This window comes from Enterobacter cloacae complex sp. SYL003 (assembly GCF_049236925.1).
GTDB classification, from domain to species: domain Bacteria; phylum Pseudomonadota; class Gammaproteobacteria; order Enterobacterales; family Enterobacteriaceae; genus Enterobacter; species Enterobacter intestinihominis.
The window spans coordinates 39,273-61,155 of sequence record NZ_JBMKJK010000014.1 but is presented as its reverse complement, the minus strand read 5'-3'; the positions used below and the strand labels follow the sequence as shown (position 1 = coordinate 61,155).

20 protein-coding genes are annotated in these 21,883 nt (G+C 56.0%); 15 read left to right on the top strand and 5 right to left on the bottom strand.

Annotation, left to right across the window (positions count from 1 at the left end):
* Positions 1-94: 94 nt before the first annotated feature.
* From tamA to ACOT1A_RS17540, 3 genes are read left to right on the top strand one after another with little or no spacing between them, the layout of a single operon-like run.
* Entirely contained in the window at positions 95-1,828 is a 1,734-nt protein-coding gene (gene tamA / locus ACOT1A_RS17550; protein ID WP_063853075.1) for an autotransporter assembly complex protein TamA, read from the top strand.
* Positions 1,825-5,601, top strand: a complete 3,777-nt coding sequence (gene tamB / locus ACOT1A_RS17545) for an autotransporter assembly complex protein TamB (RefSeq protein WP_276170237.1) — start codon at positions 1,825-1,827, stop codon at positions 5,599-5,601. The genes tamA and tamB overlap by 4 nt, the downstream gene beginning before the upstream one ends.
* 2 nt (positions 5,602-5,603) lie before the next feature.
* Positions 5,604-5,948: a gamma-glutamylcyclotransferase family protein gene (locus tag ACOT1A_RS17540; protein ID WP_045307822.1), complete on the top strand. Its 345-nt coding sequence runs from the start codon at positions 5,604-5,606 to the stop codon at positions 5,946-5,948.
* 314 nt (positions 5,949-6,262) lie between these two features.
* Here the strand turns inward: ACOT1A_RS17540 and ACOT1A_RS17535 are convergent, their stop codons facing one another.
* The 3 genes from ACOT1A_RS17535 to ppa form a co-directional block, all read right to left on the bottom strand.
* Positions 6,263-6,733, bottom strand: coding sequence for a hypothetical protein (locus ACOT1A_RS17535; protein ID WP_063146639.1), 471 nt, complete (start codon positions 6,731-6,733; stop codon positions 6,263-6,265).
* Complete coding sequence (locus ACOT1A_RS17530; protein WP_063146638.1) at positions 6,730-7,314, bottom strand: hypothetical protein; 585 nt, start codon at positions 7,312-7,314, stop codon at positions 6,730-6,732. The genes ACOT1A_RS17535 and ACOT1A_RS17530 overlap by 4 nt, the downstream gene beginning before the upstream one ends.
* A gap of 219 nt (positions 7,315-7,533) precedes the next feature.
* Positions 7,534-8,064: an inorganic diphosphatase gene (gene ppa / locus ACOT1A_RS17525; protein ID WP_006810347.1), complete on the bottom strand. Its 531-nt coding sequence runs from the start codon at positions 8,062-8,064 to the stop codon at positions 7,534-7,536.
* 309 nt (positions 8,065-8,373) lie between these two features.
* Between ppa and ytfQ the strand changes: the two genes are divergently transcribed.
* The 5 genes from ytfQ to ACOT1A_RS17500 all read left to right on the top strand — a co-directional run bounded on the left by ytfQ (position 8,374) and on the right by ACOT1A_RS17500 (position 14,650).
* On the top strand, positions 8,374-9,330 hold the full coding sequence (gene ytfQ, locus ACOT1A_RS17520; RefSeq protein ID WP_022646853.1) for a galactofuranose ABC transporter substrate-binding protein YtfQ: 957 nt from the start codon (positions 8,374-8,376) through the stop codon (positions 9,328-9,330).
* Positions 9,331-9,461: 131 nt separating this feature from the next.
* Positions 9,462-10,964, top strand: a complete 1,503-nt coding sequence (gene ytfR, locus ACOT1A_RS17515; protein WP_045307823.1) for a galactofuranose ABC transporter, ATP-binding protein YtfR — start codon at positions 9,462-9,464, stop codon at positions 10,962-10,964.
* Positions 10,965-10,974: 10 nt separating this feature from the next.
* Positions 10,975-12,000: a galactofuranose ABC transporter, ATP-binding protein YtfT gene (ytfT, locus tag ACOT1A_RS17510; protein ID WP_161177600.1), complete on the top strand. Its 1,026-nt coding sequence runs from the start codon at positions 10,975-10,977 to the stop codon at positions 11,998-12,000.
* Positions 11,987-12,988, top strand: coding sequence for a galactofuranose ABC transporter, permease protein YjfF (gene yjfF / locus ACOT1A_RS17505; RefSeq protein ID WP_023299180.1), 1,002 nt, complete (start codon positions 11,987-11,989; stop codon positions 12,986-12,988). Before ytfT ends, yjfF begins: the two co-directional genes overlap by 14 nt.
* A gap of 93 nt (positions 12,989-13,081) precedes the next feature.
* The gene (locus ACOT1A_RS17500; protein ID WP_058647065.1) at positions 13,082-14,650 is read left to right on the top strand and encodes a methyl-accepting chemotaxis protein; all 1,569 of its coding nucleotides are present in this window, start codon (positions 13,082-13,084) and stop codon (positions 14,648-14,650) included.
* Between the two features lie 39 nt (positions 14,651-14,689).
* Here the strand turns inward: ACOT1A_RS17500 and fbp are convergent, their stop codons facing one another.
* On the bottom strand, positions 14,690-15,688 hold the full coding sequence (fbp, locus tag ACOT1A_RS17495; RefSeq protein WP_022646858.1) for a class 1 fructose-bisphosphatase: 999 nt from the start codon (positions 15,686-15,688) through the stop codon (positions 14,690-14,692).
* Positions 15,689-15,867: 179 nt separating this feature from the next.
* Between fbp and mpl the strand changes: the two genes are divergently transcribed.
* The gene (gene mpl, locus ACOT1A_RS17490; RefSeq protein WP_022646859.1) at positions 15,868-17,241 is read left to right on the top strand and encodes a UDP-N-acetylmuramate:L-alanyl-gamma-D-glutamyl-meso-diaminopimelate ligase; all 1,374 of its coding nucleotides are present in this window, start codon (positions 15,868-15,870) and stop codon (positions 17,239-17,241) included.
* An 86-nt stretch (positions 17,242-17,327) separates the two neighbouring features.
* Here the strand turns inward: mpl and yjgA are convergent, their stop codons facing one another.
* The gene (yjgA, locus tag ACOT1A_RS17485; RefSeq protein ID WP_003856072.1) at positions 17,328-17,879 is read right to left on the bottom strand and encodes a ribosome biogenesis factor YjgA; all 552 of its coding nucleotides are present in this window, start codon (positions 17,877-17,879) and stop codon (positions 17,328-17,330) included.
* 95 nt (positions 17,880-17,974) lie between these two features.
* Here yjgA and pmbA point away from each other — a divergent pair, with 95 nt between their 5' ends.
* The 6 genes from pmbA to ACOT1A_RS17455 all read left to right on the top strand — a co-directional run bounded on the left by pmbA (position 17,975) and on the right by ACOT1A_RS17455 (position 21,879).
* Positions 17,975-19,327, top strand: a complete 1,353-nt coding sequence (gene pmbA / locus ACOT1A_RS17480; protein WP_023299182.1) for a metalloprotease PmbA — start codon at positions 17,975-17,977, stop codon at positions 19,325-19,327.
* 42 nt (positions 19,328-19,369) lie between these two features.
* Entirely contained in the window at positions 19,370-19,756 is a 387-nt protein-coding gene (cybC, locus tag ACOT1A_RS17475; protein ID WP_022646861.1) for a cytochrome b562, read from the top strand.
* Positions 19,757-20,066: 310 nt separating this feature from the next.
* Positions 20,067-20,405, top strand: a complete 339-nt coding sequence (locus tag ACOT1A_RS17470; protein WP_026080657.1) for a PRD domain-containing protein — start codon at positions 20,067-20,069, stop codon at positions 20,403-20,405.
* Positions 20,406-20,415: 10 nt separating this feature from the next.
* Positions 20,416-20,778: an SFCGS family glycine-rich protein gene (locus tag ACOT1A_RS17465; RefSeq protein WP_006810339.1), complete on the top strand. Its 363-nt coding sequence runs from the start codon at positions 20,416-20,418 to the stop codon at positions 20,776-20,778.
* Between the two features lie 2 nt (positions 20,779-20,780).
* Complete coding sequence (locus ACOT1A_RS17460; RefSeq protein ID WP_006810338.1) at positions 20,781-21,080, top strand: DUF4312 family protein; 300 nt, start codon at positions 20,781-20,783, stop codon at positions 21,078-21,080.
* A gap of 22 nt (positions 21,081-21,102) precedes the next feature.
* Positions 21,103-21,879, top strand: a complete 777-nt coding sequence (locus ACOT1A_RS17455; RefSeq protein ID WP_006810337.1) for a DUF4311 domain-containing protein — start codon at positions 21,103-21,105, stop codon at positions 21,877-21,879.
* The last annotated feature ends 4 nt before the right edge of the window (positions 21,880-21,883 follow it).

Genomic DNA, 21,883 nt, shown 5'->3' with positions numbered 1-21,883 from the left:
CGTAATTTGGGTTTTTGGCTTTCAGGCCGTATTTTGCCGCGGAGCGGCACTGCATTTGCTTCCAGGGTGGAAACAGGGATATTCAGGAGAAAACGTGACAAAGATCCGCCAGTTATGTTTAGTCAGTTTAATGCTGACAAGCGGGATTGCCAGCGCGGCGAATGTCCGTTTGCAGGTTGAGGGGTTATCCGGGGCGCTGGAAAAAAACGTGCGTGCGCAGCTTTCCACCATCCAGAGCGATGAAGTCACGCCGGATCGGCGTTTTCGCGCGCGCGTGGATGACGCCATTCGCGAAGGCTTAAAGGCGTTGGGGTACTACGAACCCACCATTGATTTCGATTTACGCCCGCCGCCAGCTAAAGGACGTCAGGTGTTGATTGCCCGCGTCTCGCCGGGAGAACCCGTCCTGATTGGCGGCACGAACGTGGTGCTGCGCGGCGGTGCACGCACGGATCGTGACTACCTGGATCTGCTCAGCAACCGCCCGAAAGTGGGCACCGTGCTTAATCACGGGGATTACGATCGCTTTAAAAAATCCTTAACCAGCGTTTCGCTGCGCAAAGGCTACTTTGACAGCCAGTTCAACAAAAGCCAGCTGGGCGTTGCGCTTGAACGACGTCAGGCATTCTGGGATATCGATTACGACAGCGGCGAGCGCTATCGGTTTGGCGATGTAACCTTTGAAGGATCGCAAATCCGTGATGAGTATCTGCAAAACCTGGTGCCGTTCAAAAAGGGCGACTACTACCAGTCCAGCGACCTGGGCGAGCTGAACCGTCGTTTATCTGCCACCGGCTGGTTTAACTCCGTGGTGGTGGCACCGCAATTTGATAAATCCCGTAAAACGAAAGTGTTACCGCTGCATGGCGTGGTCTCACCGCGCACCGAGAACACCATTGAGACCGGTGTCGGCTACTCCACGGACGTCGGCCCGCGTGTGAAAGCCTCGTGGAAAAAACCGTGGATGAACTCCTACGGTCACAGCCTGACCACCAGCGTCAGCCTGTCTGCGCCTGAACAGCAGCTGGACTTCAGCTATAAAATGCCGCTGCTGAAAAATCCGCTTGAGCAATACTACCTCGTGCAGGGCGGCTTTAAGCGTACCGATTTGAACGATACCGAGCAGGACTCGACGACGCTTGCGGTATCACGCTTCTGGGATCTCTCCAGCGGCTGGCAGCGCGCCATTAACCTGCGCTGGAGCCTTGACCACTTTACTCAGGCAAACGTCACCAACACCACCATGCTGCTTTATCCGGGCGTGATGATCAGCCGTACCCGCTCGCGCGGTGGCCTGATGCCGACCTGGGGCGATTCACAGCGCTACTCCATCGATTATTCCAACTCCGCCTGGGGCTCAGACGTGGATTTCTCCGTCGTGCAGGCGCAAAACGTCTGGATCCGTACCCTCTACGACAAGCACCGCTTTGTGGTTCGCGGCAACCTGGGCTGGATCGAAACCGGTGACTTCGAACGCGTTCCGCCAGATCTGCGTTTCTTCGCCGGGGGCGACCGCAGCATTCGCGGCTATAAGTACAAATCGATCTCACCTGAAAACGAGAAAGGCCAATTGACCGGGGCCTCTAAACTGGCGACCGGCTCGCTGGAGTATCAGTACAACGTCAGCGGCAAATGGTGGGGCGCCATGTTTGTCGACAGCGGCGAGGCGGTGAACGACATCCGCCGCAGCGATTTCAAAACCGGCGCGGGTGTGGGCGTGCGCTGGCAGTCACCGGTCGGGCCGATCAAGCTCGATTTCGCCGTTCCGGTGGGCGACAAAGAAGAACACGGTTTACAGTTTTACATCGGTCTGGGGCCTGAATTATGAGTTTATGGAAGAAGATAAGCCTCGGGGTGCTGATTTTTATCGTATTACTGCTCGGTACGGTGGCGTTTCTGGTGGGCACCACCACGGGTCTGCATCTGCTGTTTAACGCCGCGAACCGCTGGGTGCCAGGGCTGGAAATCGGCCAGGTGACGGGCGGCTGGCGCGATCTGCGCCTGAAGAATATTCGTTATGAACAGCCCGGCGTGGCGGTGAACGCGGGCGAATTTCATCTGGCGGTAAAGCTCGGCTGCCTGCGGGACAGCCAGCTTTGCGTAAACGATCTGTCGCTAAAAGATGTGAACGTGGCGATAGACTCCAAAAAAATGCCGAAGTCTGAGCCTGTCGAAGAAGAGGACAGCGGCCCGCTGAATCTCTCCACGCCGTACCCGATTGCGCTCTACCGGGTCGCGCTGGATAACGTCAATATCAAAATCGACGACACGACGGTATCGGTGATGGATTTCACCTCCGGTCTGCGCTGGCAGGAGAAAAACCTCACCCTGACCCCAACCTCCCTGCAAGGGCTGCTGATTGCGCTGCCGAAGGTGGCCGACGTGGCGCAGGAAGAGATCGTCGAGCCGAAGATCCAGAACCCGCAGCCGGAAGAAAAACCGCTGGGTGAAACGCTGAAAGATCTCTTCTCGAAACCGGTTCTGCCGGAGATGACCGACGTGCATCTGCCGCTGAACCTCAATATCGAAGAGTTTAAGGGCGAGCAGCTGCGTCTGACCGGCGATACCGATCTGACGGTCTTCAACATGCTGCTTAAAGTCAGCAGTATCGACGGCAACATGAAGCTCGACGCGCTGGATATCGATACCAACCAGGGGTCGGTAAATGCCTCAGGCAATGCGCTGCTGCGCGATAACTGGCCGGTAGATATTACCCTTAACAGCGCCCTGAACATCGATCCGCTGAAAGGCGAGAAGGTTAAGGTGAAAGTCGGCGGCGCGCTGCGCGAGAAGCTGGAGTTCGGCGTGAACCTCTCCGGCCCTGTGGATATGGTACTGCGCGGGCAAACCCAGCTGGCAGAGGCCGGTCTACCGCTCAACCTTGAGATTGTCAGCAAGCAGCTTTACTGGCCGTTCACCGGTGAAAAGCAGTTCCAGGCCGACGATCTAAAGCTGAAGCTGAGTGGCAAAATGACCGACTACACGCTGTCGTTCCGTACGGCAGTGAAGGGGCAGGGAGTACCGCCCGCCGATATTACTCTGGATGCGAAGGGTAACGAGTTGCAGGTTAACCTCGACAAGCTGACCGTGGCGGCGCTGGAAGGGAAAACCGAGCTGACCGCGCTGCTCGACTGGCAGCAGGCGATCAGCTGGCGCGGCGAGCTGAAGCTGACCGGGATCAACACCGCTAAAGAAGTCCCGGACTGGCCGTCAAAACTGAATGGTCTGATCAAAACCCGCGGCAGCCTGTACGGCGGCACCTGGCAGATGGACGTGCCGGAAATCAAGCTGACCGGCAACGTAAAGCAGAACAAAGTCAACGTAGAGGGCTCGGTTAAGGGCAACAGCTATCTCCAGTGGGTGATCCCGGGCCTGCACGTGGCGCTGGGCCGCAACACGGCGGATATCAAAGGCGAGCTGGGGGTAAAAGACCTCGATCTGGATGCCACCATCGACGCGCCAAACCTTGATAACGCCCTGCCGGGCCTTGGTGGTACGGCGAAAGGGTTAGTGAAGGTTCGCGGTACGGTGGAAGCGCCGCAGCTGCTGGCGGACATTACCGCTAATAACCTGCGCTGGCAGGAACTTTCCATTGCCCGCGTGCGCGTAGAAGGGGACGTGAAATCCACCGATCAGATCGGCGGTAGCCTCGACCTGCGCGTGGAGCGTATTTCTCAGCCGGACGTGAACATCAGCCTGGTGACGCTGGCGGCGAAAGGTAACGAGAAGCAGCACGATCTCCAGCTGCGCGTGCAGGGCGAGCCGGTCTCCGGGCAGCTGCACCTGACCGGCAGCTTTGACCGCAACGCGACGCGCTGGAAAGGGCAGCTGGACAACACCCGCTTCAGCACGCCAGTTGGCCCGCTGGTGCTGTCCCGATCCATCGCGCTGGACTACCGCAACGCAGAGCAGAAAATCAGCATTGGGCCGCACTGCTGGACCAACCCGAACGCCGAGCTGTGCGTGCCGCAGACCATTGATGCGGGCGCGGAAGGACGCGCGCAGCTCAACCTCAACCGTTTTGACCTGGCCATGCTGAAACCGTTTATGCCGGAAACCACCCAGGCGAGCGGGGTCTTTAGCGGTAAAGCGGACGTCGCGTGGGACACCACCAAAGAGGGGCTGCCGCAGGGCAGCGTGAGTCTCTCCGGGCGTAACGTGAAGGTCACGCAGGAGGTCAATGACGCGCCGCTGCCGGTGGCGTTCGACACCCTGAATCTGAATGCCGACCTGCGTAACAACCGCGCGGAGCTGGGGTGGCTTATTCGTCTGACCAACAACGGTCAGCTTGACGGCCAGGTGCAAATTACCGATCCGCAAGGGCGGCGCAACCTCGGCGGCAACGTCAATATTCGCAACTTCAACCTGGCGATGGTGAATCCGATTTTCTCGCGGGGTGAAAAAGCGGCGGGTATGCTCAGCGCCAACCTGCGCCTGGCGGGAGATGCACAAAGCCCGCAGCTGTTTGGCCAGATGCGGCTAAGCGGCGTGGACATCGACGGTAACTTTATGCCGTTCGATATGCAGCCAAGCCAGCTTGCGATGAACTTTAACGGCCAAAGCTCAACCCTCAGTGGTTCAGTGCTGACGCAGCAGGGACAAATCAACCTGAGCGGTGACGCAGACTGGAGCCAGCTTGATAACTGGCGCGCCCGTATTGCGGCCAAAGGCAGCAGGGTGCGTATCACGGTACCGCCGATGGTGCGGCTGGACGTATCGCCAGACGTGGTCTTTGAGGCAACGCCAAGCCTCTTCACGCTGGACGGCCGCGTCGACGTCCCGTGGGCGCGCATCGTGGTTCACGAGGTGCCGGAAAGCGCGGTTGGCGTCTCCAGTGATGAAGTTATGCTCAATGAAAATCTGAAACCTGTTGAACAGAAGAGCGCTGGCATACCGATCAATAGTAATCTTATCGTGCACGTGGGGAATAACGTGCGTTTGGACGCGTTTGGGCTGAAGGCGAGACTCACGGGTGACCTGAAAGTGGCGCAGGATCAGCAGGGGCTGGGCCTGAATGGACAAATCAATATTCCTGAAGGGCGCTTCCATGCCTACGGTCAGGATTTGATTGTGCGTAAAGGTGAGCTGCTGTTCTCCGGTCCACCGGATCAGCCGGTCCTGAATATCGAAGCGATCCGTAACCCGGAAGCCACCGAAGATGATGTGATTGCGGGCGTGCGCGTGACGGGCTCTGCCGACGAACCTAAGGCAGAGATCTTCTCTGACCCGGCCATGTCGCAACAGGAAGCGCTCTCTTACCTGCTGCGCGGACAGGGTCTGGATAGCCAGCAGGGCGATGGTGCGGCAATGACGTCAATGTTAGTCGGTCTGGGGGTTGCACAAAGTGGTCAGGTTGTGGGTAAAATCGGCGAGACGTTTGGCGTAAGCAATCTGGCGCTGGACACTCAGGGCGTGGGTGACTCTTCGCAGGTAGTGGTCAGCGGCTATGTACTGCCGGGTCTACAGGTAAAATATGGCGTGGGGATCTTTGACTCACTGGCTACACTCACGTTACGTTACCGCCTGATGCCTAAGCTATATCTGGAAGCAGTGTCCGGCGTAGACCAGGCACTTGATCTGCTCTATCAGTTTGAGTTTTAGCAATGCGAATATTTGTTTACGGCAGTTTACGAACCAAGCAAGGCAACAGCCACTGGATGACCAACGCCCAGTTGCTGGGAAATTACACAATCGAAAACTATCAGCTGTACAGTCTGGGCCACTATCCAGGCGCGGTTCCGGGGAACGGAACGGTACAGGGTGAAGTTTATCGTATTGATAATGCTACGCTGGCCGAACTTGATGCCTTGCGCACCAGGGGCGGTGAATACGCTCGCCAGTTGATCCAGACGCCTTACGGCAGTGCATGGATGTACGTGTACCAACGTTCGGTCGACGGGTTAACGCTGATTGAAAGCGGTAACTGGTTAGACAGAGACCAGTTCTGAAAAACGACAACGCCACCGTAAGGTGGCGTTGTTTTTTGTTCAATCAGCTTTGTTCTGTATCCTTGCGCCGGGTTAAAAACAAAGGAATGAACAGCATGATGTACGGGGCGATAAGCCATAACAAACACAAGGAGCGTGAACGGCCATAGTAGTTTATGCACCGCGTATTGCTTGAAATGACGGGCAGAAAGAACAGTAAAAACAGCAGAATCGCATAATCGCTTCGATAAGGGATCCATAAGTAAAACATAAACCAGGCAAGCTGGAACGTCATGATGCAGAGATACTGCCCTTTGCTGTCTTTGCCATAGCAATCAAACGCCTTTATGTAGCCCATCTTTATGCTTTGAAGAAAGAAACTTAGCATGTATTACGCTCACGATCGCGACGGTCAGGAGAGTGCTCGTCAGCAACGCCCCTAAAAAATAGCTGTGGGTGATGTCAGTAGCACCAGAGCCTAAAGTATGCAATTTACTATAACCTCTATCTACTGCAACAAAAAGAGTATATAGCCCAATATTAATACAGAACTGAAGCAGACATGAAACTACAATATTTTTGGGGATTCTCTTTAATATAATGAGTAACACGTAAATAATACATGCTGAAAGGGCGAAGTAGAGCCCGTTAAATAAACTGGATACTAATGAGGGGGTTGTTTCGTTAAATATTAAATCATTGGTCCCATAATACCATGCCAGGTATTCAATATACGTGCTTCTGCCGAAGATAAACGCGGCAATGATAAGGATGGTTAAACTTACTAAATGACTTTTTTTACTCATAGTTTTGCTCCTTTTGAGAGCAGCTCTTTCATTGTCTTACTGGCTTCTAGCTGATCTTTGATTATGGCAAGATCACGCGTATTATGGTTATATTTTGCAATAGCGGTTGGTGTACCTTTTCCACCATTATCCATAAAAAAGATAATATCCTTACGACCATAAAGGAGAACATGTGGAATGGGATCTCGACCATAACTCACCGCCTGTGGCAGGGAGTGGATAGACTCTGTAGTGAGGAACCGAGGAATATTCTCAAGTTCAATATTGCCTAACGGCGTTGTGGCAACAAGGGAGCCGATAAAATCGGTTGTATACACTAGCGTATCTGTATCTTTAGTCGTGACTTTTGAACCCGTAAGGTATTTTATCTGTTGCCAAAGGGTAATATCTTTTGGGGTAACTTTAACCCCATCCATGAACATGTCTTGCTTACGTTTTAGCTGAATGACAGTACGGTGCACCTGCGTTAAAGAGGGGCTTATTTCTCCAAAGGAAGGCATAAGGCCATCGCGGGAATACAGCCTTTCAATAATAAAATAAATTCCAGTTGGGCGGGCTACATCAATGTTAATGGATGACATATGAATCCAATAATAAATGGGGATTAATGTTCATCATGACAGTATGTTGTGAACAGCCAAGCTATTCAACTACTCCCACCATAATTAATAGGGATATTTTTTTCATTTTTGAATGCCTCGCCCAAAATGAATGAGATTCTTCTTAAAAATCATCTGTAGGGCTTTTAACCAGAGAAAAAAAAAGCCCCGACGCGCGGGGCTTAGTATCAGCAGTAAGAATTACTTCTTAGCAGCACGCTCGAAAGAGGCGATGATTTCTGCTTTCGCCGCTTCTGCGTTATCCCAGCCTTCAACTTTAACCCATTTGCCTTTTTCGAGATCTTTGTAGTGCTCGAAGAAGTGGGCGATCTGCGCTTTCAGCAGCTCTGGCAGGTCGTTCACATCTTTAATGTGATCGTACTCTTTGCTCAGCTTGGTGTGCGGTACGGCAACCAGTTTCGCATCTTCACCCGCTTCGTCAGTCATTTTCAGCACGCCAACAGGACGGCAGCGAATGACGGAGCCTGGCTGCAATGGGTATGGCGTTGGGACCAGTACGTCAACCGGATCACCGTCCAGAGACAGAGTGTGGTTGATGTAGCCGTAGTTGCACGGATAGAACATGGCGGTAGACATGAAACGGTCAACGAACAGCGCACCGGTGTCTTTGTCGATTTCGTATTTGATTGGATCTGCGTTGGCCGGGATTTCGATCACAACGTAGATGTCTTCTGGCAGTTCTTTACCCGCAGGGACGTTGAGTAAGCTCATGTCGGTGTCCTTTAAAATGGATGGTAAACAAGTGGCAGGTATTATAGCCAACTGGCGCTGAAAGTCTTCGCCTGTTTTCGTCTTATCTCCCTCGCGCTTTCACTTTTCAGACCGTTTCCATGACAGGATAATCCATAAACTCAGCCGCATTTTAAATGTGGAAATGAAAGCGATTACAAACTTGTGATTAACGTTTTATTCACTTTTCTGAAGTGTGATGTAACGCAATCCGTAACATATTCCATTGGCTATAGTTCATCCGCAGAACATCTTTTAACCAACAATAACCTACCCTACGAGGACGTTCATATGTGGAAGCGCTTACTTCTTGTTACAGCAGTTTCGGCAGCCATGTCGTCTATGGCGATGGCCGCACCGTTAACCGTTGGATTTTCGCAGGTCGGATCTGAATCCGGCTGGCGCGCCGCTGAAACGAACGTGGCGAAAAGTGAGGCCGAAAAGCGCGGTATTACCCTGAAAATCGCCGATGGTCAGCAAAAGCAAGAGAATCAGATTAAAGCGGTGCGCTCTTTTATCGCTCAGGGCGTGGATGCCATCTTTATCGCCCCGGTTGTTGCCACGGGCTGGGAGCCGGTGCTGAAGGAAGCTAAAGAGGCTGAAATTCCTGTGTTCTTGCTCGACCGTTCCATCGACGTTAAAGACAAATCTCTCTATATGACCACCGTCACCGCCGATAACGTGCTGGAAGGCAAACTGATTGGTGACTGGCTGGTGAAGCAGGTGGATGGCAAGCCGTGTAACGTGGTTGAGTTGCAGGGCACCGTCGGGGCGAGCGTGGCTATCGACCGTAAGAAAGGTTTCGCGGAGGCCATCGCCAAAGCACCAAACATCAAGATCATCCGTTCTCAGTCCGGCGACTTCACCCGCAGCAAGGGTAAAGAGGTCATGGAAAGCTTCATCAAGGCAGAAAATAACGGCAAAAATATCTGCATGGTTTACGCCCACAACGACGACATGGTGATCGGCGCCATCCAGGCCATCAAAGAAGCGGGCCTGAAGCCGGGCAAAGATATTCTCACCGGCTCGATCGACGGCGTACCGGACATCTACAAAGCGATGATTGACGGCGAAGCGAACGCCAGCGTGGAGCTGACGCCGAACATGGCGGGCCCGGCATTCGATGCGCTGGAGAAATTCAAGAAAGACGGCACCCAGCCTGAGAAGTTGACCATCACCAAATCCACGCTCTACCTGCCGGACACGGCGAAAGAAGAGTTAGAGAAGAAGAAAAATATGGGCTACTAAGCTCAGCCCACCCTCACCCTAGCCCTCTCCCCGGAGGGGAGAGGGAAAAGGGCAGTTTGGGCAGAAAATTAAAGACTGGCACGAATAATCCCCTCTCCCCTCCGGGGAGAGGGTCAGGGTGAGGGGAAACCATGACCACCGAACAACACCAGGAAATCCTCCGCACAGAGGGCCTGAGTAAATTTTTCCCTGGCGTTAAGGCGCTGGATAACGTTGATTTCAGCCTGCGGCGGGGGGAGATCATGGCGTTGCTCGGCGAAAACGGGGCGGGGAAGTCGACGCTGATTAAAACCCTGACCGGGGTCTATCACGCCGATCGCGGCGCTATCTGGCTGGAAGGTAATGCTATTTCGCCCAAAAACACCGCGCATGCGCAGCAACTGGGGATCGGCACGGTCTACCAGGAAGTGAACCTGCTGCCAAACATGTCGGTAGCGGATAACCTGTTTATTGGCCGCGAGCCCAGACGTTTTGGCCTGCTGCGCCGTAAAGAGATGGAAGCGCGCGCCGCGAAGCTGATGGAATCGTATGGCTTCTCTCTCGACGTGCGCGAACCGCTGAACCGTTTTTCCGTGGCGATGCAGCAGATCGTGGCGATCTGTCGCGCTATCGATCTCTCGGCGAAAGTGCTGATCCTCGATGAACCCACCGCCAGCCTCGATACCCAGGAAGTGGAGATGCTTTTTACCCTGATGCGCCAGCTGCGCGATCAGGGCGTGAGCCTGATCTTTGTTACGCACTTCCTCGATCAGGTTTACGAGGTAAGCGACCGTATTACGGTGCTGCGCAACGGCGGCTTTGTCGGCTGCCGGGAAACCCGCGAGCTGCCGCAGATTGAGCTGGTCAAAATGATGCTGGGCCGCGAGCTGGAGACCAACGCACTCCAGCGCGCGGGCCGTACGCTGCTGAGCGAAAAACCGATCGCCGCGTTTCACGATTACGGCAGAAAAGGGACCATCGCGCCGTTTAACCTCGAGGTACGCCCCGGTGAAATTGTGGGTCTGGCAGGGCTGTTAGGTTCCGGGCGCACCGAAACCGCCGAAGTGATCTTCGGGATCAAACCTGCCGACAGCGGAACGGCGCTGATCAAAGGCAAACCACAAACGCTACGTTCACCACATCAGGCGTCGTGCCTCGGCGTGGGCTTCTGCCCGGAGGACAGAAAAACGGACGGGATTATTGCCGCCGCCTCGGTGCGGGAAAACATCATTCTGGCGCTACAGGCCCAGCGCGGCTGGCTGCGTCCGATCCCTAAGCGCGAGCAGAACGCCATTGCCGAGCGCTTCATCCGCCAGCTCGGTATCCGTACCCCGAGCGCGGAACAGCCCATCGAGTTCCTTTCGGGCGGTAATCAGCAGAAGGTGTTGCTCTCGCGCTGGCTGCTGACCAAACCGCAGTTCCTGATCCTCGACGAGCCCACGCGCGGTATCGACGTGGGCGCGCATGCCGAAATCATCCGGCTTATCGAAACGCTGTGCGCCGACGGTCTGGCGCTGCTGGTGATCTCGTCTGAGCTGGAGGAGCTGGTTGGCTATGCCGATCGCGTCATCATCATGCGCGATCGCAGGCAGGTGGCAGAGATCCCGCTGGATAAACTGTCGGTTCCGGCGATCATGAATGCCATCGCGGCGTAAGGAGTCATATGTGATGTCCCGTTCTCTTTCGCAAACTGGCGAAGCGAAGCGCCGCTTCAGCTGGCCGACCGGCACGCCGCAAATCGTGGCGCTGCTGCTGGTGCTGCTGGTGGATAGCCTGGTGGCTCCGCATTTCTTCCAGATCGTCGTGCAGGATGGCCGCCTGTTTGGTAGCCCGATCGACATCTTAAACCGTGCCGCGCCCGTGGCACTGCTGGCGATGGGCATGACGCTGGTGATTGCCACCGGCGGGATTGACCTCTCCGTCGGTGCGGTAATGGCAATTGCGGGCGCCACCGCCGCCTCGATGACCGTTGCCGGGCACAGCCTGCCGGTGGTTCTGCTGGCCGCGCTGGGCTCCGGTGTATTAGCCGGGCTGTGGAACGGCATTCTGGTCGCGGTGCTCAAGATCCAGCCGTTTGTCGCGACGTTGATTTTGATGGTGGCCGGGCGCGGTGTGGCGCAGCTTATCACCTCCGGTCAAATCGTCACCTTTACCTCCCCGAATCTTGCGTGGATTGGCAGCGGTAATTTTCTGTTCTTCCCGACCCCGGTGATCGTCGCGCTGGTGACGCTGGTGGTGTTCTGGCTTTTCACCCGCAAAACGGCGCTCGGGATGTTCATCGAAGCGGTGGGGATTAACATTCGGGCCGCGAAAAACGCCGGGGTAAATACACGGCTGATGGTGATGCTGACCTACGTGCTGAGCGGTGTCTGTGCTGCGATTGCCGGGGTGATTGTGGCGGCCGACATTCGCGGGGCGGATGCCAACAACGCCGGACTCTGGCTGGAGCTTGATGCGATCCTCGCGGTGGTTATCGGCGGTGGGTCGCTGATGGGCGGACGTTTTAATCTGCTGCTCTCGGTGGTGGGGGCGTTAATTATTCAGGGTATGAATACCGGTATTTTGCTCTCCGGGTTCCAGCCGGAGCTTAATCAGGTCGTCAAAGCGGTCGTGGTGCTTATCGTACTTATCGTGCAGTCGCCGCGCTTTATCACTCTCATTAAGGGGTTCCGCGGTCATGATAAAACGTAATTTGCCGTTAATGATCACGCTGGGTGTGTTCGTGCTGGGATACCTTTACTGCCTGACCCAGTTCCCGGGCTTCGCCTCCACGCGGGTGATTTGCAACATCCTGACCGACAACGCCTTTTTAGGCATTATCGCCGTCGGCATGACGTTTGTGATCCTCTCCGGCGGGATCGATCTCTCCGTTGGGTCGGTGATCGCCTTTACCGGCGTGTTCCTTGCCAAGGCGATTGGCTTTTGGGGCATTTCGCCGCTGCTGGCGTTCCCGCTGGTGCTGATTATGGGCTGCGCGTTCGGCGCCTTTATGGGGCTTTTGATCGACGCGCTGAAAATCCCGGCGTTTATCATCACCCTCGCCGGGATGTTCTTCCTGCGCGGCGTGAGCTATCTGGTGTCGGAGGAGTCAATTCCGATTAACCACCCGATCTACGACACGCTCTCCAGCCTGGCGTGGAAAATCCCCGGCGGGGGGCGCCTGAGCGCAATGGGGCTGCTGATGCTGGGCGTGGTGGTTATCGGGATCTTCCTCGCCCACCGTACCCGGTTTGGTAACCAGGTTTATGCCATTGGCGGCAGCGCCACGTCCGCGAACCTGATGGGGATTTCCACGCGCAGCACCACCATCCGCATCTATATGCTTTCGACCGGCCTTGCCACGCTCGCGGGGATTGTGTTTTCGGTATACACCCAGGCAGGCTATGCCCTGGCGGGGGTGGGCGTTGAGCTGGACGCCATTGCCTCGGTGGTGATTGGCGGTACGCTGCTCAGCGGCGGGGTAGGGACGGTGCTCGGTACGCTGTTTGGCGTGGCGATCCAGGGGCTGATTCAGACCTACATCAACTTCGACGGCACGCTCAGCTCCTGGTGGACCAAAATCGCCATCGGTATTCTGCTGTTTATTTTTATCGCGCTCCAGCGCGGCCTGACGGTGCTGTGGGAGAACCGCCAGAGCTCGCCTGTTACCCGTGTGAATACATCTTTAACAGGGCGATAACATGCTGAAATTGCTTAAACTCTAAACATTTTCCGGTAGCGGTCGATACTCTTTTTTTATGCCCAGAAATATCTCGCTACCGGAAATAACATCATGCTTAAAACGCTATCGATTCGTACCGGCTTGCTCTCTTTACTGGCCGTTATGACCCTTCTGCTGCTGATTGTCAGCGGCATTGGCATTTATGCCCTTACACAAAGTTCCACTTCTCTCCAGCGCATCAATCATCTTCAGGGTGAACAGATGGTGCAGCTGAATGCCGGCTATACGCTGATCCTGCGCGCGCGTAACGAAGCGGGTCAGGCCGTCCGCATGATGGAGGTCGGCCTGCTGGACGATGCGGCCAGGGCGGTCAAAACCATTAACCAGGAAGTGGCGCTGGCACAGAAAACGCTGAAGGGCGTGATCGGCGGCGGCGTGGCGGATGAGCAGGGGCAAAAGCTGCTGGATAACGTCGCCTCGAGCCTGGCGGTGTACAACCAGCAGGGTATCAGCCCGATGCTGAAGGCCCTGAACGAGCAAAGTGCGGACGGCTATTACGATCTGCTGGAAAGTAAGCTGGTCCCGGTGGCGAAGCAGTTTGATAACGATATGCAGGCGTTCCAGACGTGGAGCGAGGCGCGCGGCAAAGCGGAGGTGAGCGCCGTGCAGGCGAGTAAAACCCGTGTGCTGATCCTGATTATCGTCGCGGCGCTGCTGACGGCAGGCATTATCGTGCTGGCCTGGCTGGTGCTGCGCCATATGCTGCTCAAGCCGCTTTCAGCCTCAATTGCCCAGCTGGAGCACGTAGCGGCCGGGGATTTAACCCACACCCTGAACGCGCCGGCGAGCCAGGAATTTAATCGCCTCAACGCGGTCATCGAAGAGATGCGCCAGTCGCTGATGAACTCCGTTCTGCGGGTGCGTGACGCCAGCTCGCAGATTGATACCGGCAGCCGCGAGCTGACGGCAGGGAACCTGAACCTGGCCCAGCGCACGGAATCCACCGCCACCTCGCTGGAACAGACGGCCGCCAGCATGGAAGAGATCACCGCCACGGTGAAACTTAACGCCGATAACGCCGGGCAGGCGCATCAGCTGGCGCAGTCGGTCTCCGATACCGCCGATCATGGCAGCGAAATGGTCTGCTACGTCATTGAGAAGATGCGCGACATCGCCGGCAGCTCGGCGCGCATCGCCGATATCCTGAGCGTCATCGACGGCATTGCCTTCCAGACCAATATTCTGGCGCTGAACGCCTCCGTGGAAGCGGCGCGCGCGGGCGAGCAGGGACGGGGTTTTGCGGTCGTGGCGGGTGAGGTGCGTAATCTCGCCAGCCGCAGTGCTGATGCGGCGAAAGAGATCCGCTCGCTGATCAGCGATTCGCAAACCCACGTGAACGAGGGCAGCGAGCTGGCGCAACAGGCCGGTGAGACGATGGACGAGATCGCTACCGAAGTGCTGCGTATGACCAAACTGATGCGAGAAATTGCGACGGCGTCTCAGGAGCAGAGCCGCGGTATTGAGCAGGTTAACATTGCCGTCAATCAGATGGATGAAACGGCGCAACAAAACGCGGCGCTGGTTCAGCAATCCTCTGCGGCAACGCGTTCCCTGGAGGAACAATCGCGCGAGCTGATGGAGGCGATGGCATCCTTCAAACTGACGGCGCAAACGGCATGATAAAAATAGGGGAGCCTGTCGGGCTCCCCTATTTACGCGTTACGCGTCCGGGAATTCGCGGATCATGCGTTCAACGTCTTCAACCATGTGGTCGTTGCCGACAAAGAACGAACGGCGCTGGTGCAGGCTTTCCGGCACGATATCCAGAATACGCTCTTTACCGTCACTCGCTTTGCCGCCTGCCTGTTCGGCCAGGAATGCCATCGGGTTGCACTCGTACAGCAGACGCAGTTTTCCGTCCGGGTGGCTGGCGGTGCTTGGGTAGAGGTAAATACCACCCTTCAGCAGGTTACGGTGGAAATCCGCCACCAGCGAGCCGATATAGCGCGAGGTGTACGGGCGCTGGGTGGCTTTATCCTCTTCCTGGCAGAATTTGATGTACTTCTTCACGCCATTCGGGAATCGGATGTAGTTGCCTTCGTTGATGGAGTAGGTATTGCCCTTCTCCGGGAAGCGCATGCGCTCCTGGCTCAGACAGAAAACGCCCAGCGACGGATCGTAGGTAAAGGCGTGCACGCCGCAGCCGGTGGTGTACACCAGCATGGTGGACGAGCCATACACCACATAACCGGCAGCAACCTGCTTGCTGCCCGGCTGCAGGAAGTCTTCTTCCGTCACCGGTGTGCCAACCGGGGTGACGCGACGGTAGATGGAGAAAATGGTACCGACAGAAACGTTAACGTCGATGTTGGAGGAGCCGTCCAGCGGATCCATCAGAACAACGTATTTTGCGTGTTCACACCCTTCGAATACGACGATCTCATCTTCTTCTTCAGAGGCGATACCCGCAACGATGTCGCGCGCGCGCAGTGCTGCTTTCAGTTTTTCATTGGCGAACAGGTCGAGTTTCTGCTGAACCTCACCCTGAACGTTCTCGGCACCGCTGGCACCCAGGATATCGACCAGACCGGCCTTGTTGATATCGCGGTGGATGATCTTAGCGCCCAGCTTTATTGCCGACAGCAAAGCAGTGAGCTCACCCGTAGCATGAGAGAACTCGTGCTGCTTTTCGACAATAAATTCACCTAACGTTTTCATAACACTTTCCCTGCATCTTATGTTGAGTAAAGCGGTTGATGTCCAACAATCTTAACAAACATTCAAATATTAGCGCAGAGGTGAATCGCGCCAGCAAAATACGGATTTACCTGAAATGCGTTTCACAGCCGCTGACATGTGAGTAAAATGTGCGCCACATTGAAGAAGGATAGTGACGTATGCGCATTCATATATTGGGGATTTGTGGCACTTTCATGGGCGGACTGGCAATGCTGGCGCGCTCGCTGGGCCATGAAGTGACAGGTTCGGACGCCAATGTGTATCCGCCGATGAGCACGCTGCTGGAGAAGCAGGGGATTTCTCTGATTCAGGGATATGACGCCAGCCAGCTCGAGCCGCAGCCGGATCTGGTGATCGTTGGTAACGCCATGACCCGTGGGAATCCATGCGTTGAAGCGGTGCTGGAACGTAATATCCCGTACATGTCTGGCCCGCAGTGGCTGCATGACTTTGTCCTGCGCGACCGCTGGGTTGTCGCCGTTGCCGGGACGCACGGCAAAACCACCACCGCCGGTATGGCGACCTGGATCCTCGAAGCCTGCGGCTACAAGCCGGGGTTCGTGATCGGCGGCGTGCCGGGGAATTTCGACGTCTCCGCGCGTCTGGGCGACAGCCCGTTCTTTGTGATTGAAGCGGATGAATACGACTGCGCGTTCTTCGACAAGCGCTCCAAGTTCGTGCATTACTGCCCACGCACGCTGATCCTCAACAACCTTGAGTTCGATCACGCGGATATCTTTGACGACCTGAAAGCGATTCAGAAACAGTTCCACCATCTGGTGCGCATTGTTCCGGGTCAGGGCCGCATTATCCTGCCGGAGAACGACATCAACCTGAAGCAGACTATGGCGATGGGGTGCTGGAGCGAGCAGGAGCTGGTTGGCGAGCAGGGGCACTGGCAGGCGAAAAAGCTCAACGCGGATGCTTCCGAATGGGAAGTGCTGCTCGACGGCGAAAAAGTGGGCGAAGTGAAGTGGGGCCTGGTGGGTGAGCACAATATGCACAACGGCCTGATGGCGATCGCCGCGGCGCGTCACGTGGGCGTACTGCCTGCGGATGCCGCCAATGCGCTGGGTTCGTTCATTAACGCCCGCCGCCGTCTGGAGCTGCGTGGTGAAGCGAATGGCGTGACGGTGTACGACGATTTCGCGCACCACCCAACCGCCATTCTGGCGACGCTTGCCGCATTGCGTGGCAAAGTTGGCGGCACCGCGCGCATTCTGGCCGTGCTGGAACCGCGTTCGAACACCATGAAAATGGGGATATGCAAAGACGATCTCGCGCCGTCCTTAGGGCGTGCCGACGAGGTCTTCCTCCTGCAACCGCAGCATATTCCGTGGCAGGTGGCCGAAGTGGCCGACGCCTGCATTCAGCCAGCGCACTGGAGTGCGGACGTAGATGTCTTAGCGGATATGGTGGTGAAAGCCGCACAGCCTGGCGATCACATTCTGGTGATGAGCAACGGCGGGTTTGGTGGGATCCATCAGAAGCTGCTGGACGGTCTGGCGAAGAAAGCCGCGGCCGCAGAGTAAAAAAAGGCCCGGTGGCGTTAGCGCTTCCCGGGCCTACATTATCTCTTCTCCCTCTCCCCTTTGGAGAGAGAGCTGGGGTGAGGGGGTTACTCTTCGTTCTCAGACAGCTCGCGCAGATACTGGAAAATCAGACGCGCAGACTTCGGCGGCTTATTCCCTTCTTTCTCTTTCTTCGCGTTACGGATCAAAGAACGCAGCTGCTGGCGGTCGGCATTCGGCCACAGGTTCAGCACTTCAGGTACCGCGTCATCACCTTGCTCGATCAGACGGTCGCGGATCTGCTCCAGCTTATGGAACAGCGCAACCTGCTGGTTGTGGCGGTTCTTAAGTTTATCCAGCGCCTGACGGATCGGCTCCACGTCGCGCTGACGCAGCAGTTTCCCGATAAGCTGAAGCTGGCGGCGACGCCCTTCTTTCTTGATTTTCTGTGCCAGTTCAATGGCATCACGCAGATCCTGGTCGAGCGGGATCTTATCCAGCGCGTTCTTACCCAGTTCTACCATTTCTGCGCCAAGCTGTTTTAACTCTTCGGCGTCACGTTTAATTTCACTTTTACTGACCCAGATGATCTCATCATCTTCGTCTTCGATGTCATCACCGGGAACGTCGTCGAGCCAGTCTTCGGGCTGCTTAGTCATGTCAGGCTCCTTAAAAAAAGAGGCTAATGTTACCAGTTAAGACGCGCACTGAAAAACGGTTCTCTGTTAGACTTCACTTAACTCTCTCTTACAGTATGGCATTTGCGATGAAAGTAACCTCACAAGTTGAAGCGCAGCGTAAGATCCTGGAAGAAGCCGTCTCCACCGCGCTGATGCTCGCTTCAGGTAAATCAGATGGCGCCGAAGTGGCGGTCAGCAAAACCACCGGCATTAGCGTGAGCACCCGCTATGGCGAAGTGGAGAATGTAGAATTTAATAGCGATGGCGCGCTGGGGATCACGGTGTATCACCAGAATCGCAAAGGCAGCGCGTCGTCTACCGATCTCAGCCCGGATGCCATCGCCCGTACAGTGCAGGCGGCGCTGGATATCGCGCGGTACACCTCCCCGGATCCTTACGCTGGCGTGGCTGATAAAGAGCTGCTGGCGTTTGACGCGCCGGATCTCGATCTGTTCCATCCGGCGGAAGTGACCCCGGATGAGGCCATTGAGCTGGCCTCGCGCGCCGAGCAGGCGTCTTTGCAGGCTGACAAACGCATCACCAATACCGAAGGCGGCAGCTTTAACAGCCACTACGGCATCAAAGTGTTTGGTAACTCCCATGGCATGTTGCAGGGGTACTGCTCAACCCGCCACTCGCTTTCCAGCTGCGTGATCGCCGAAGAGAACGGCGATATGGAGCGTGATTACGCGTATACCATTGGCCGCGCGCTGGGGGATTTGCAGTCTCCGGAGTGGGTGGGAAAAGAGTGCGCCGAACGTACGCTGTCACGCCTCTCGCCGCGTAAACTCTCCACCATGAAAGCCCCGGTCATTTTTGCCAACGAAGTGGCAACCGGTCTGTTTGGTCATCTGGTGGGGGCGATTGCGGGTGGTTCGGTGTACCGTAAATCGACCTTCCTGCTCGACTCGCTGGGCAAGCAGATCCTGCCGGAATGGCTGACCATCGAAGAGCACCCGCACCTGCTGAAAGGGCTGGCCTCCACGCCGTTCGACAGCGAAGGCGTGCGCACGGAGCGCCGGGATATCGTTAAAGACGGCATTCTGACCCAGTGGCTGCTGACCAACTACTCCGCGCGTAAGCTGGGGCTGAAAAGCACCGGGCACGCGGGCGGCATTCATAACTGGCGCATTGCCGGACAGGGCCTGAATTTTGAACAGATGCTGAAAGAGATGGGCACCGGTCTGGTGGTCACCGAGCTGATGGGGCAGGGCGTGAGCGGTATCACCGGCGACTACTCTCGCGGCGCAGCGGGCTTCTGGGTGGAAAACGGTGAAATTCAGTATCCGGTGAGCGAAATCACCATCGCCGGCAACCTCAAGGACATGTGGCGCAATATTGTTACGGTCGGTAACGATATTGAAACACGCAGCAATATTCAGTGTGGTTCTGTATTACTGCCGGAGATGAAAATCGCCGGGCAATAATCCCCGTAAAAGCGTGATTTATAATAAAAAAGGAAGTGAGCAATGCGTAAACACCTGTTAGCGATCGTCGCGGCTTCAACGCTGGTTCTTGGCTCATCTGCGTTTGCTGCCGATCTTGAAGACAACATGGACATCCTCAGTCAAAACCTGAAGGTGGTGCAGAAAACCGACGATGCGGCGGAGATGAAAGACGCACTGACCAAAATGCGTGAAGCGGCGCTGGATGCGCAAAAAGCGACGCCGCCGAAGCTGGAAAGCAAAGCGGCGGACAGCGCCGAGATGAAAGACTACCGCCACGGTTTTGACGTGCTGGTCGGCCAGATCGACGGCGCGCTGAAGCTGGCGAACGAAGGCAAAGTGAAGGAAGCCCAGGCGGCAGCCGACCAGTTTGCGGCGACCCGCAACGCGTATCACAAAAAGTATCGTTGATAGTCTGGATGAGCGGGGCGCGTTAAGCATCCCCGCTCACACTCTTCTCCATCCCCATAAGAAAACCTTATCCACGTCACATTTCTACGAGCCTGCTCGTAAACTTTTCCACTCCGCTTACCTGTTTAGTGCCGCGTAATAGCGTGATATTCATCACGTAAATCCAGCGATTAATCCAGATTCACCGCATTTATGTGGCACAGATCACTGCCGCGGCTCGCCTTTCCACTTCGAAGTGGAAAACAACTCGCTACAAACAACGCCCCCTCGACGTTAGTTTTATTCCAGAGCCATTAACGGGGTAAGACGAGTGATTAACGGAGCGGTAATGAACGACGTTGGGGAACAGGCGGTGCAAACAGAACAGCTCGCGAACACCATGCTTCAGCAGGTCTACGCCCTGCTGGCCCGGCACAACATCATCCCCAACGCGGTACAGGAGCAGATGCTGACCTCCCACGTTCGCGCAATGGCGCACCGGTCTGTGACCGGCGAGCCGCTGCCGGAGGTTGAAGCAGAGCTGTTCGACGAAATTTCACCAGATTCAATGCAACTTGCCCGTGAAGTGGTAGCGCAGTTTGGCAATCTTCCTGATGAAGAAGCCTGGCTGCTCTCCGTTCACTTCGAAGTCGCGAAAGACAACCTTTAAGGAGCAACACATGGAACAGATTACAGTCGTGATTGGCGATCGCCTGGGTAAAGGTCAGAAAGTGGCTGCGGGTGTGGAAAAAGCCGGCGGACGCGCGGTTGTCGTACCGGGCATGGCAGCGGATATGAAGCTCGGTGACGTGATGAAAGCAGAAAACGCCACCTTCGGGATCTCGTTCTGCGGCAGCGGCGGCGCGGGTGCCATCACCGCCCAGACCAAATACGGCTACAAGGCCAAATACGGCATGCGCTCCGTGGATGAGGGGGTGACCGCTATCAACGAAGGCTGCAACGTGCTGGGCTTTGGCTTTATGGATAAAGAAGAGCTGGGCGAGCGTCTGGTACAGGCGTGGCAGAAGAAATACGGCGCGTAAGCATGAAAGAACAGTTCACGACCACGGTGAGAGTGAAGGGGAAGGGCGACGCCAAAGCGCGCGCCTTTGCCGACGCCCTCAACCACGTACAGGCCGCGGTGATGAAAGCCTCACCGCATATCTTACTGCGTATTGAGCCACAGGATGTGCAGGTTGTTCAGGCGCAAGAAGCGGTGCGAAAAGAAGCGTTTTTGTTCTTCTTTCTGCGTCGGGAAAGACGCACCTACAGCGTGGAGCTGGATGTGACCGTCAACGTGACCGCCATCAATCTCGACCAGGTGGATTTCGTCACGCAACGCTGATTATTCATAAAAGGGCAGACTGATGTTCTTAATTATATTAATAAAATCGCTCATCATTGGCGGCCTGGTTGGCGTCGGTGTTGGAGCCGGGGCTGCACGCATGTTTCATGCGCCTACCACTCAGGGTATGGGCGCGTTTCGTACATTGGGGGAACTGAACTCCTGTGAAGGGGATCCGGCGTCCCACTTCTCCTTTGGGTTAGGTTTCTTCTTTAACGCCTGGGCCTCTTCCGTGGCCGCAGGTGCCTTCACACAGGACGTTGACCACCGCATCATCCCGAACTGGGGTGCTGCTGCACTGATGATCAAAAACCGTAACGTCGGTGAAACGCTGCATGACCCGCGCAAAATGGCGATTGCCTGCGGCATTATCGGCATGATTGTCGTGACCTTCCTTAACCTGACTGCCTCCTCCGTTCCGGCTGCGCTTCAGGTCACTGCCGTGAAGGTGCTGGTGCCTGCCGCGAACCTGCTGGTCAACACCGTGATGCCGGTGATCTTCTGGCTGGCAGCCATCGACGCGGGTAAAAAATCGGGCTTCTGGGCCACCATCTTTGGCGGCGCAGCGCAGCTGATCATGGGTAACGCCGTGCCGGGCCTGGTGCTGGGGATCCTGATCGGTAAAGGCGTGGAAGAGAGCGGCTGGAACCACGTCACCAAAGTGATGATGGCGGCGATCGTCCTGCTGTTTGTGCTGAGCGGCTTCTTCCGCGGCTTCGACATGAAGATGATCGAATCCTTCCATCTGACCGTGCCGAACTGGCTCGACATGATCCACAACTCGCTCAGCGGTAAATAACAGG